The sequence below is a fragment of the Fructilactobacillus sp. X2R5C2 genome, assembly GCF_059901375.1.
Genome location: NZ_JBWXUX010000003.1, coordinates 1 through 12,317 on the forward strand (window position 1 = coordinate 1; position 12,317 = coordinate 12,317).

The 12,317-nt window shown below is 39.7% G+C and carries 11 protein-coding genes and 5 tRNA genes; 14 read left to right on the forward strand and 2 right to left on the reverse strand.

The genetic code is table 11. The features are described 5' to 3' along the window. Nucleotides 1-4: 4 nt before the first annotated feature. The 4 genes from AC6UD2_RS04405 to glnA all read left to right on the forward strand — a co-directional run bounded on the left by AC6UD2_RS04405 (nucleotide 5) and on the right by glnA (nucleotide 2,193). Nucleotides 5-77 (forward strand) — tRNA-Asn (locus AC6UD2_RS04405). A 56-nt stretch (nucleotides 78-133) separates the two neighbouring features. After that, a tRNA-Thr gene (locus AC6UD2_RS04410) sits at nucleotides 134-206 on the forward strand. Between the two features lie 250 nt (nucleotides 207-456). Further along, nucleotides 457-840 carry a MerR family transcriptional regulator gene (locus AC6UD2_RS04415; RefSeq protein WP_010021739.1) on the forward strand — a complete coding sequence of 128 codons (384 nt, stop codon included), beginning with the start codon at nucleotides 457-459 and terminating at the stop codon, nucleotides 838-840. Between the two features lie 12 nt (nucleotides 841-852). Further along, on the forward strand, nucleotides 853-2,193 hold the full coding sequence (glnA, locus tag AC6UD2_RS04420; protein ID WP_039144605.1) for a type I glutamate--ammonia ligase: 1,341 nt from the start codon (nucleotides 853-855) through the stop codon (nucleotides 2,191-2,193). A gap of 37 nt (nucleotides 2,194-2,230) precedes the next feature. On the opposite strand, the gene mscL is transcribed toward glnA, so the two are convergent. After that, nucleotides 2,231-2,596: a large-conductance mechanosensitive channel protein MscL gene (mscL, locus tag AC6UD2_RS04425; RefSeq protein WP_039144668.1), complete on the reverse strand. Its 366-nt coding sequence runs from the start codon at nucleotides 2,594-2,596 to the stop codon at nucleotides 2,231-2,233. A 127-nt stretch (nucleotides 2,597-2,723) separates the two neighbouring features. Here mscL and AC6UD2_RS04430 point away from each other — a divergent pair, with 127 nt between their 5' ends. The 4 genes from AC6UD2_RS04430 (at nucleotide 2,724) to AC6UD2_RS04445 (ending at nucleotide 5,270) form a co-directional block, all read left to right on the forward strand. After that, complete coding sequence (locus AC6UD2_RS04430) at nucleotides 2,724-4,208, forward strand: peptide MFS transporter (RefSeq protein WP_500698150.1); 1,485 nt, start codon at nucleotides 2,724-2,726, stop codon at nucleotides 4,206-4,208. A gap of 128 nt (nucleotides 4,209-4,336) precedes the next feature. Beyond that, nucleotides 4,337-4,419: transfer RNA gene (locus tag AC6UD2_RS04435), tRNA-Tyr, on the forward strand. An 8-nt stretch (nucleotides 4,420-4,427) separates the two neighbouring features. Then, nucleotides 4,428-4,499 (forward strand) — tRNA-Gln (locus AC6UD2_RS04440). A 69-nt stretch (nucleotides 4,500-4,568) separates the two neighbouring features. Further along, nucleotides 4,569-5,270 carry a GntR family transcriptional regulator gene (locus tag AC6UD2_RS04445; protein ID WP_039144602.1) on the forward strand — a complete coding sequence of 234 codons (702 nt, stop codon included), beginning with the start codon at nucleotides 4,569-4,571 and terminating at the stop codon, nucleotides 5,268-5,270. Between the two features lie 36 nt (nucleotides 5,271-5,306). Here the strand turns inward: AC6UD2_RS04445 and AC6UD2_RS04450 are convergent, their stop codons facing one another. Next, complete coding sequence (locus AC6UD2_RS04450) at nucleotides 5,307-6,041, reverse strand: WecB/TagA/CpsF family glycosyltransferase (protein ID WP_500698151.1); 735 nt, start codon at nucleotides 6,039-6,041, stop codon at nucleotides 5,307-5,309. 84 nt (nucleotides 6,042-6,125) lie between these two features. Between AC6UD2_RS04450 and AC6UD2_RS04455 the strand changes: the two genes are divergently transcribed. The 6 genes from AC6UD2_RS04455 (at nucleotide 6,126) to AC6UD2_RS04480 (ending at nucleotide 12,178) form a co-directional block, all read left to right on the forward strand. After that, nucleotides 6,126-7,592: a nicotinate phosphoribosyltransferase gene (locus AC6UD2_RS04455; RefSeq protein ID WP_500698152.1), complete on the forward strand. Its 1,467-nt coding sequence runs from the start codon at nucleotides 6,126-6,128 to the stop codon at nucleotides 7,590-7,592. Between the two features lie 9 nt (nucleotides 7,593-7,601). Further along, a complete protein-coding gene (nadE, locus tag AC6UD2_RS04460) occupies nucleotides 7,602-8,441 on the forward strand; it encodes an NAD(+) synthase (protein WP_500698153.1) in 840 nt (279 codons plus the stop codon). 70 nt (nucleotides 8,442-8,511) lie between these two features. Beyond that, nucleotides 8,512-10,680 (forward strand): Tex family protein, encoded by a 2,169-nt coding sequence (locus AC6UD2_RS04465; RefSeq protein ID WP_500698154.1) that lies wholly within the window; start codon nucleotides 8,512-8,514, stop codon nucleotides 10,678-10,680. A 12-nt stretch (nucleotides 10,681-10,692) separates the two neighbouring features. Further along, nucleotides 10,693-11,142 carry a SprT family protein gene (locus AC6UD2_RS04470; protein ID WP_500698155.1) on the forward strand — a complete coding sequence of 150 codons (450 nt, stop codon included), beginning with the start codon at nucleotides 10,693-10,695 and terminating at the stop codon, nucleotides 11,140-11,142. Between the two features lie 6 nt (nucleotides 11,143-11,148). Continuing rightward, nucleotides 11,149-12,036, forward strand: coding sequence for a homoserine kinase (thrB, locus tag AC6UD2_RS04475; protein WP_039144584.1), 888 nt, complete (start codon nucleotides 11,149-11,151; stop codon nucleotides 12,034-12,036). Nucleotides 12,037-12,092: 56 nt separating this feature from the next. Then, nucleotides 12,093-12,178: transfer RNA gene (locus tag AC6UD2_RS04480), tRNA-Leu, on the forward strand. Nucleotides 12,179-12,317 lie beyond the last annotated feature (139 nt).

A 12,317-nucleotide genomic window follows, 5' to 3' on the forward strand; every position in this document is an offset into this window, starting at 1 on the left:
TTATTCCGGCATAGCTCAGTTGGTAGAGCACCTGACTGTTAATCAGGTTGTCGACGGTTCGAGCCCGCCTGCCGGAGCTATGTCCGAGTGCTAACAACAATTGCCGTTAGCACTTTTAATTTATCGTCATTTTGCCGGCTTAGCTCAGCTGGTAGAGCATCGGTATCGTAAACCGAGGGTCACAGGTTCAAATCCTGCAGCCGGCATAAATCTTGTTTTATTCATTCTTAATGACGTTTGAATTCCGACATAGAAATAACGAGTGAATAAAAATAATAATGGATTAAATGATCCATATACATAATGAAGGCATCAGAGATTAAATAATCTCTGATGCCTTTTTAATTAGCCTTAATTTTTAGAATAATTTGAATTGTATGTTACTTTTTATAACATACCATATTGACGCTTATACCAATAACGAATAGAATGGTCTCATATCAGGGAGATATGCATATGAGTGAGAAAGTATTAAGGAAATCCTTGGCGGTTCTCCCAATGGGAACCGTGATGAAGCTTACTTCCTTATCATCCAGACAAATAAGATATTACGATGATCAGGGTCTTGTTCATTCTAAACGAACCTCAGGGAACCGACGCTTATATTCATTAGAAAACGTCGATCAAATTCTTGAAATTCACAACTATTTAGTTGAGGGAATGACAATTGCTCAGGTTAAGCGAGTTTTTGAAAAACAACGTCGTCGAAAAGCTTTACATGATAGTAATCAATCACTTAGTGATGAAGATGTGCGTGAGTATTTAAAGGACGATATTTTAAAGGCTGGACGCTTGTATGATGATTCTGATTTAAAGCAACAAGGCAAGTATTTAAAATAAGGGAGATTACTTATGGTACATGATTATACAAAAGACGACATTCGCCAGATGGTAAAAGATGAAGATGTACGATTTATCAGATTAATGTTCACTGATTTAATGGGTAGCATCAAAAATGTTGAAGTTCCCGTTAACCAATTGGACAAAGTTTTAGATGGGAAGATTATGTTTGATGGTTCTTCAATTGACGGATTCGTCCGCATTGAGGAAAGTGATATGTATCTTATCCCAGATCTCTCAACGTGGATGGTATTTCCATGGGGTGATGAACACGGAAAAGTTGCTCGATTAACATGTAGTGTTCACACTTCCGATGGTAAGGTGTTTGTCGGTGACCCAAGAAACAACTTGATTCGTGTTCTTGGTGAAATGAAAGAAATGGGCTTTTCCAACTTTAACATTGGTCCAGAACCTGAATTCTTCCTATTCAAGATGGATGATAAGGGTAACCCTACTACTGAATTAAATGATCATGGAAGTTACTTTGACCTTGCACCAATGGATTTGGCAGCCAATATTCGTCGTGATATGGTCTTAGAACTCGAAAACATGGGCTTTCGGGTTGAAGCTTCTCATCATGAAGTTGCATCTGGCCAACATGAAATTGACTTCCAGTATGATAATGCGGTTGTAACTGCTGACCACATCCAAACCTTTAAGTTAGTTGTGAAAACCGTTGCTAGAAAATACGGCTTATATGCAACCTTTATGCCAAAACCCTTAAATGGTATTAACGGATCAGGAATGCACATTAACATGTCATTATTTGATAAAGATGGCGACAACGTCTTTTACGATAAAGATGGTGATCTTCAGTTATCACAAACGGCATATTACTTCTTAGGTGGACTTTTAAAGCACGCTAAGGCATTAACAGCCGTATGTAATCCAATCGTTAACTCATACAAGCGTCTAGTTCCTGGATTTGAAGCTCCTGTCTACGTGGCATGGTCTGCATCCAACCGTTCACCATTAGTTCGAGTTCCAGCCAGTCGTGGCTTAAGTACTAGACTTGAACTTAGAAGTGTCGATCCTTCAGCTAACCCATACTTAGCAATTGCTTCAATTCTTGAAGCTGGATTAGATGGAATCAAGAATAAGATTGAACCAGGTGAACCAATTGACCGTAACATTTACCACATGGATGGTCAGGAACGTAAGTTAGACCACATTGAAAACTTACCTTCTACTCTTCATAACGCACTAAAAGCCTATGAAGCCGATCCACTCATGAAGAAGGCCATGGGTCCTCACATGTACCAGAACTACTTGGACGCTAAAAACATGGAATGGAATGCTTACAGACAAAATGTTTCCCAATGGGAACGAGACAGATACTTGGATATGCTATAAAAAAACATCAACAAAAAGTTGATGTTTAAAGGGAAATTTATTTTTTAAGCAGTTTAATAATTTCTGCAAGATATTGATCAGTAAGGCTCGGTTCTTGAGCCTTCTTTTCTTGTTTTTTGTTAGATAACTTATTAATGAATTTAATTAATAAAAACACTATAAAAGCAATCAATAAGAAATTAATTACCGAATTTAGAAACAACCCATACTTTATCTTTGCCTTACCAACGGTAATTGCCAGAGATGAAAGATCGATTTTTCCTAAGAATAGGCCAATAAACGGATTAAAAATATTATTAACCAATGACGTTACGATGGAAGTAAAGGCAGACCCAACGATAATTCCAACGGCCATGTCGATAACATTTCCACGTGATATAAATTCTTTAAATTCCTTAAACAACATATTCACTTCCTTTTCCTTGATAATCACTATTCTAACAAATTTTTTGTCGAAATATGATTGTAAATGAAAATCAAGAATGGTATTATTTCTGATAATTGTTAAAAGATTGACAGGAGGAGATTTTATGGACGGACAAGGCGAGAAAAGTCTCGACCATGCGTTCTTTGGACAGCCAAAGGGGCTGCAAACACTGTTCTTCACTGAAATGTGGGAACGATTTAGTTACTATGGGATGCGTGCAATTCTTCTGTACTACATGTATTTCTCAGTTGCAAAGGGTGGATTAGGATTCTCTCCAACCACCGCAGCTTCAGTTATGGCGATTTACGGTTCACTGGTATTTCTAACCTCAGTTTTAGGTGGCTATCTAAGTGACCGTGTCTGGGGTAGTCGAAAGACCGTTCTATACGGTGGAATTTTAATCATGTTTGGTCACGTGGTCTTGTCGTTACCATTTGGCGCCGGAGCATTATTTATTTCGATCGTATTGATCACCGTTGGTACTGGGCTTTTAAAACCAAATGTTTCTGAAATGGTTGGTGCTCTGTATGGTGAAAATGATCCAAGGCGAGATACCGGATTTACGATTTTTGTTTTTGGAATTAACTTAGGATCATTTATAGCTCCAATCCTAGTCGGAACTGTTGGAATGGACTTTAACTTCCACGCTGGGTTCTCACTTGCTGCGATTGGAATGTTCTTTGCTTTAATTTACTACTACTTCAGTGGTAAAAAGACTTTGAGTATCGATGGCTTGTATCCAAGTGATCCCTTAGAACCAAACGATTTAAATCGGTTAGTTCTTGAAATCATTGGTGGTTTAGCTGTCTTTGCTGCTATCATCGCAGGAATGTGGTACTTCAAGGTTTTGAGCATTGATAACTTTGTTTTGTTATTAAGTATCATCGCAATCTTAACTCCCATTATTTACTTTGTTGTTATTTTACGGAGTAAGAAGGTTACGAAGACCGAGCATTCACGGGTCTTAGCTTATATCCCATTATTTATCGCTGCTGCGGTATTCTGGGCAATTGAAGAACAAGGATCAGTTGTTTTAGCTTTATTTGCTGAAAATCAGACTAATAATAACTTAGGATTTCTTCATATTAATGCAACGTGGTATCAGTCATTAAACCCATTATTTATTATGATTTATACACCACTCTTTGCATTCTTGTGGACCTATCTTGCAAAGAGAAAAGATGAACCAAGTTCACCAGCTAAGTTTACTTGGGGAATGTTTTTCGCCGGACTTTCATACTTATTCATGATCATTCCAATCTTCTTGTTTGGATCATCTGCTAAGGTTAGTCCACTCTGGTTAATTGGTAGTTGGGCCATTGTTGAAATTGCTGAAATGTTGATTTCTCCAATTGGTTTATCAGTTACCACTAAACTTGCTCCTAAGGCATTTGAGTCACAGATGATGAGCATGTGGTTCTTAGCTGATGCTGCTGGGCAGGCCGTTAACTCACAAATTGTTAAGTTCTATACTCCTGGACATGAAATTGCATACTTCGGGATTGTTGGACTGGTTGCCATCGCATTTGGGATTGTCTTACTATTGATGATCAAACCAGTTAAGAAGTTAATGGATGGAGTTAATTAAAATCACGATAATGAAAGGCGCTGTAAAGTTAGCGTCTTTTATTTTTTGCAAAAAAGTGTTGACGAAACCATCATTTCCGTGTAATATAATAAACGTTGATTCGTTGCTACGAATTACTCATTTATTATGGAGGGGTAGCGAAGTCTGGCTAAACGCGGCGGACTGTAAATCCGCTCCTTCGGGTTCGGTGGTTCGAATCCACTCCCCTCCATTAATTCTTGGGCTATAGCCAAGTGGTAAGGCAACAGGTTTTGATCCTGTGATGCGCTGGTTCGAACCCAGCTAGCCCAATACTAATTATTGGTGTAAAATCGACTAACAGATGTTAGTCGATTTTTTTATACCAAGGTAGGAGTAATTATGACAGTACCTGTTTATATTAAGATTCACGATGATATCAAGAACAAGATTGAGAATGGGAGCTGGAAAGTAGGGACCAGAATTCCTTCTGAAAGGAAATTGTCCGAACAGTATGGGGTTAGTCGGATGACATTTAGACAGGCTGTGCAAGCGCTTGTTGAAGATGGTATTTTAAAACGTGTGGCCGGATCAGGGACGTATGTTACCAATCAAAAGGTACAAGAGAAGATGTCAGGGGTCACGAGTTTTACTAACATCATGCTGGCACAAGGCAAACAACCCTCCACTAAGACACTATCGTATAAGATTGTGGAACCAACATTTAAGGAAGCTTCCGTCCTGGGACTTAGTCAGGATGATCGAGTGCTGCGTATGAATCGGATTCGTTATGGTGATGAGGTACCGATCTGTTACGAGGTAGCGGCGGTGAATGCTTCCATGGTCGAAGGATTAAGTGAAGAAGATGTCTCAAGTTCTCTGTATCGTTCTTTAGAGGATAAGAAGGGTCTTCGTCCAAGAAGTGCGAAACAGTTTATTTCGGCCATTTTAGCCACTGATCGGATTGCCGATTTACTTGACATTGATGCAAAGGCCCCAATCCTAAAATTAAAGCAGATTTCCTATCTTCAAAATCAGCAACCATTTGAATTTGTTCAAACTCAGTATGCAGCCGAACGCTTTGAATTTTATTTAAATAAATAAAAAACGGACCCACAAGTGGATCCGCTCTGGATGAGATTACCTCTCATCCTTTTTTTGTTTTCTGACTAATTTTAGGAATTCTGGAATTGCTAGCATCCGTTTGAAGCGGGTGGGCTGCTTGATTAGGCGATACAACCACTCAATGTGATGATCAATCCAAAATTGTGGTGCTCTTTGGGTGTGACCAGCAAGTACGTCAAAACTACCACCAACGCCAATCCATAAGCCGTTGTTTTTGTTTCTATACTTCTCAATGAACTCCTCTTGGAAGGGAAATCCAGTGGCCACAAAGATCATGTCAATATCATGATTTTCGATGGTACTAACGATAGGAGTCTCATTTTTGAAATAACCATCCTGCATCCCAACAATGTTTAAATTGGGGTAGTTAACCGTTAGAATCTTGCGGAGGTCAAACACCACCTCTGGTTTAGCACCCAGAAAGTATGCTGATTTGTTGTTCTGATTGCCCCATTCTAATAAGCGGCAAAAAATATCATAACCGGTAATTCTTTCGGGAATGGGATCATTCAACATTTGGGCTCCCTTAATAATTCCAATTCCATCTGGAACGACATAGGTGGCTGATTTCAGAATTTTTTGGTATTGGGGATGATGATCCGCATACACCACAATTTCTGGATTAGCCGTTACCACAAACGTGTTTTTGTGATCATTAATGCGTGCTTCAACTGTCCTCATAAAATCATTGAAAGTCGTGTTAACAAAGGGAATTGAAACGATGTTGGTGGTCTTAAATTTAGGGGTCATTTGATATCCTTCCTTAGGTTGAATTTGTGATACAATGTGACTTAAGTAACAGTGTCTTAGCTTCTAGCTAAAGGAGATTTAAAAATGTCAACATTAAGAGATCCTGATAATTTAACTTTACACACTGATGATTATGAAATCAATATGATGGCAACTTACTTTGAGAAACACATGCAAAATCGCCATGCGGTTTTTGAAGTATTTTTCAGAGACATGCCATTTGGAAATGGTTACGCAGTGTTTGCTGGATTAAAGCATATCATTGAGTACATTAACCACATTCACTTTACCGAAGACGATATTAATTATCTAAAATCAGTTGGAGATTATTCCGATGAATTTTTGGATTACTTACGGAACTTTAAATTTACCGGAACCGTTCGTTCTGCTGTTGAAGGTGACCTGGTTTATAACAATGAACCAATCGTCCAAGTTGAGGGAACGATTGCGGAGTGCCAGTTAGTTGAGACTGCCATTTTAAACATGGTGAACTACCAGACACTAATTGCAACTAAGGCTGCCCGAATTCGTATGATAGCGGGTAATGATCCGCTAATGGAATTCGGTAGTCGAAGAGCTCAAGAAGTTTCTGCCGCACTGTGGGGAACGCGGGCTGCTTACATTGGTGGTTTTAATGCCACTTCTAACGTTTTAGCTGGTAAAGAATTCGGCATTCCGGTTAGTGGAACAATGGCGCACTCGTTGATCGAATCGTTTGGAAATGACTACGATGCCTTCATGGCATATGCTCAGACGCATAAGAACTGCACCTTTTTGTTAGATACCTTTGATACCATCAAAAGCGGAGTTCCTAATGCCATTAAGGTTGCTAAAAAGATGGGTAATAAAATTAACTTTGAGGGAGTTCGAATTGACTCCGGTGATATGGCTTATCTATCCAAGCGGGTCAGAGAAATGCTGGACGACGCTGGTTTTAAAGACGTTAAGATCGTTGCTTCCAATGATTTAGATGAGTATACCATTAGCAGTTTGAAGATGCAGAATGCTAAAATTGATTCATGGGGAGTTGGAACCAAGTTAATTACGGCCTTTGATCAACCCGCACTGGGCGCAGTTTACAAACTGGTTTCAGTTGAGGATGAACAAGGTCACATGGTTGATACCATTAAGCTTTCTAACAATGCTGAAAAGGTTTCAACTCCTGGAAAGAAGCAGGTTTGGAGAATTACTGAAAAAGATGATGGGAAGTCCGAGGGTGATTACATCACCCTTGCCGGGGAAGATCCACAAGAACAGTCGTCATTGTTCATGTTTCATCCCCACTTCACTTACATCAATAAGACCATTAAAAACTTTAATGCTAAGCCACTCCTTAAAGATATTTTTAAAGATGGAAAACAGGTTTATTCTTTGCCATCATTAGAAGAGACCAAGCAACATGCTACGGACTCACTTGGAGCTTTGTGGCCTGAATACAAGCGTCAGCTTAATCCACAAGATTATCCGGTTGACCTTTCTAAGAAAGCTTGGGATCACAAGATGAATTTGATTAATCAGATTCATAATGGGGTTGAACAAAAATTAGAGTAGGTGAGTACGATGGATGAAAAGCAAAAACAACTTCAAAAACAAATTATTGATGATTTAAAGGTGCAGCCAAAGATTGATCCAGAAACTGAAATTCGTCGTAGCGTTGATTTTATCAAGAATTACGTTCAAAAGAATTCCTTTATTAAGTCGGTTGTATTAGGAATTTCTGGTGGGCAAGATTCGACTTTAACCGGAAAATTAGCCGCCATGGCCATGAACGAGTTAAGAGAGGAAACGGGAGATACGGAGTACCAATTCATCGCCGTTCGACTTCCTTATGGCGAACAGTCTGATGAATCCGATGCAATGGAAGCCATTGATTTCATGGATGCTGATCGTGTGGAACGTGTCAACATCAAGGCATCGGTCGACTCGATGGTTAAAGCGGTGGAAGCCAATGGTGATTCTATTTCGGACTTTAATAAGGGTAACATTAAGGCTCGGACTAGAATGATTGCTCAGTTTACGATTGCCGGTGCCAATCAAGGAATTGTCCTTGGAACTGATCATGCTGCCGAGGCGGTGACTGGATTTTATACCAAATTTGGGGATGGAGCCTCAGATATTGTTCCTATTTGGCGTTTAGACAAGCGTCAAGGACGCGCTTTGTTGGAATATCTTGGTGCTCCTAAACATCTTTACGAGAAGACTCCAACGGCTGATCTCGAGGACGATCGTCCGTCACTTCCAGATGAGAAGGCACTAGGGGTCAGTTATAAAAATATTGATGACTTCTTGGAGGGGAAAGATATTAGTTCAGACGCAGCTCAAGTCATTGAAAACTGGTATTTGAAGACCCAACATAAGCGTCACCTTCCAATTAATGTTTATGACACATTTTGGAAATAAGTAAATGTAAGTGTACTAAACTCCGTTAATTATTTAATGGAGTTTTTCTTTGAAGGAAGATGATTAAGAGATGGATAAAACGCTAATTGACAAAACCGCCGGGGCCTTACCCCACATTTCAAAACGACAGATTGAAGTCACCCTAGAACTGCTAGATGATGGAAATACCGTTCCCTTTATCGCCCGTTATCGAAAAGAACGAACCGGAAACTTAGATGAAGTTCAGATTAGGGAACTCGAGGATACCTACAAACGATTAGAGAAACTCAGTCATCGAAAAACCGAAGTCATTAAAAAGATTGATGAAGAAGGACAATTAACCTCACAGCTAAAGAATGAAATTTTAAACGCAGAAAGCATGCAAATAGTTGAAGATCTCTACCTTCCATACAAACAGAAGCGCAAGACCAAAGCTACGGTTGCTAAAGAACGTGGGTTAGAGCCACTTGCAGCTGCCATTTTAAAGTTTCGTGATCAACCCTTAGCCCAGTTGGCGCAAAAGTTTGTAAATAATGAGCAGAACGTTGATTCAACTGATGATGCTTTAGACGGGGCTCATGAAATCATCGCTGATGCAATTGGTAATAACGCTAAGCTTAGAGAGTGGATTCGAAATTATACCCTCAAGAATGCCATTTTAGTGACCAAGGTTAAAACCAAGGGAAAGGAAAATGATGATGGTGGCGTTTATAGTGACTACTATGACTTTAGTGAACGAGCAAAAGCAGTTCCAAGTTATCGGATCCTGGCCATTAACCGTGGTGAAAAAGCCAAGGTTTTAAACGTGAAACTGGATGTTGATGTGAATGCTATCATGCATTACATTGATTTCCATGTAGTTAGTAATCATAAGGGGCCATCTTTGGCGTTCGTAAAAGAAGCCGGAAAAGATGCTTACAAGCGGTTTATTGGTCCTGCCATTGAACGTGAAATTCGTTCCAACATGACTGAAACGGCCGAAAAACATGCCATTGAAGTGTTTGGTAGAAATCTGTATCACTTATTGATGCAGGCGCCCATCAAGGGGAAAGTAGTACTAGGATTTGATCCAGCTTATCGAACGGGATGTAAACTTGCTGTGATTGACGCTAGTGGAAAATTTTTAACCAAGAAAATTATTAAAGCAACCAAACCAGCCACTGCTTCCGAGCAGGCCCGTGCAAAGCAACAACTCATTGATTTAATTAAACGGTATCACGTTGAAATGATTGCGATTGGAAACGGAACGGCTTCCCGTGAGTCAGAACAGTTTGTGGCGGATGCCATTAAGAAGATTAATTATCCGGTTCATTACGTAATTGTTAATGAAGCAGGAGCGTCCGTTTACTCCGCTAGTAACAATGCCAGAAAAGAGTTTCCAGATTTACACGTTGAGGAACGGTCCGCAATTAGCATCGGACGTCGTTTACAGGATCCGCTTGCGGAACTAATCAAGATTGATCCTAAGGCGGTTGGGGTTGGTCAGTATCAACACGATGTTTCTGAAAGTAATCTCGATGACCAGTTGGACCGAGTGATTGAGACGGCGGTTAATCAAGTTGGGGTGAACTTGAATACCGCGAGCCCGGACCTTTTAGAACATGTTTCGGGTCTTTCAAAGGCCATTGCCCAAAATATTGTGACGTATCGGGATGAAAATGGTATGTTTTCGAATCGTAATCAGCTTAAAAAGGTTAAGCGGCTTGGACCAAAAGCTTTTGAGCAGTCGGTTGGATTTTTGCGCATTATCAACGGTAAGAATTCACTGGATAACACTGATATTCATCCAGAAAGTTATCCAGAAGCTAAGCAAATTTTAAATGAATTGGGATTAACCCTTGATAATTTTAGTTCTGAAGATGGCAAGAAACAGCTCGAAAAAGCTGATCCAGTACAGTTGTCCCGATCATTATCAATTGATCAACAACTCGTGACCGATATCCTGACTAGTCTTAAGAATCCAGGACGGGACCAACGGGATAACATGCCTAAGCCCCTCTTGAAATCAGACATCATGAAGATTGATAATTTAAAACCCGGAATGAAATTACAAGGAACGGTGCGAAATGTAACCGATTTTGGAGCATTTGTTGACATTGGAGTAAAGCAGGACGGTCTGGTTCATATTTCTAAAATGAGTCACAAGTTTATCTCGGATCCGGCGAAGGTCGTTTCCGTTGGTGATATTGTTGATGTTTGGGTCTTAGACGTTGATCTTGATCGAAAACGTATCCAACTTTCAATGGTGGGACCAGAATAGGAGCGAAGCCAGTTGCAAGATGATGAATTACAGAAGTTAGTTGAACGAATTTCGTTAGAGTCGTTTGGAAAACCATTTAGGCATCGGGCTTATTTTAATGGGCGCCTGAAAACAACGGGTGGTCGTTATCACTTAAAAGATCATAATATTGATATTAATCGAAAAATGGCAGATGTGATTTCAGAGGATGAACTGATTGGAATCATTAAGCATGAGCTGGTTCATTATCATTTACACCTAGCTGGTTACTCAGCTAATCATCGTTCTAAAGAATTTAAGCAGTTACTTAAAGCTGTCGGTGGAAGTAGATATGCCCCTAATTTAAAAGCAAAATCGACAATTTATTATCTTTACCAGTGTACAAATTGTGGTCAGATCTATCGACGTAAGCGACGGGTAAATATTTCCCGCTTTGTATGTAGTAAGTGTCGTGGTAAGCTAAAACTAGTTAAAAAGGAGTGAAATATCATGGAAAAAATTATTGTTAGAGTTCCTGCAACCTCAGGAAACGTTGGAAACGGATATAGTTCAATCGGACTTGCTCTTCACATGTATTACACGGTTATTGTTGAAGAAGAGACGGAAAAATGGCGGGTTAACCACGCTTTTGGTGACTCAGTCCCTCACGACGACAAGAACCTAGTGGTTCAAACTATTTTGAAGGTCAATCCTAAGATTATGCCCCACCAACTAACAGTAATGTCAGATGTTCCGCTTGAAAAAGGACTGGGTTCGAGCACTACGGCAATAGCAGCGGGAATTAAAATTGCCAACAAACTCGAAAACATGAACTTATCTGTTAATGATCAGATCAACATTGGTAGTCGGATGGAAGGCCATCCGGATAACATCGCTTCGGCAATTTTAGGTGACATTACCATCTCTCATTATGAAGATGGTAAAACCGACGTGGTAAAAGCTCATATGCCTGATGAAATGCAAGCCTTGGTCTTTATCAGAAACGAAAAAATTACCCAAAAGAAGGGAATGGAACGTTTCCCTAAGGAAATTAAATTTGCCCAAGAGGTTCAAACCAGTAGTGCTTCGAATGTATTTGTTGCGGCTTTAATGCAGAAAGATTGGGATAAGGCTGCTCATATGGTTGAAGCTGATAGTCTGATTCGAACCGGTCAGGGGAATGACTTTAAAGACTTTAAGGTTATTCAACAAACCGCTCATGAATTAGGAATCTATGGAACCTACATTAGTGGAGTGGGTTCCTCAATCATTACGTTAGGTGACTATGATCACTTAACGACCTTACAAAGCAAGATTGAAAGTAACGATCAGTTGGACGGAAAATGTCGGTTAATTGATCTTGATCGTGATGGTGCTACCATTCGTGGTGAAGATTAATTCAAAAATTCATTGCGCTTCGTCGTTAAATTTGCTATGATGTTTATTGTAGCAATGCGGCCATGGCGGAATTGGCAGACGCGCAAGATTAAGGATCTTGTCGGGATTTATCCCGGTGGAAGTTCGAGTCTTCTTGGCCGCATAATTGAATAATGATTCAAATAACACCTAATCTTTCTTAAGATTAGGTGTTATTTTTTGGCTTTTAGGTTCCTTTGATTGACTTTCAGCGCGCTAGGATTAATTTAGAGAAGTGGGTATATTAATTAATTATCAAGGGA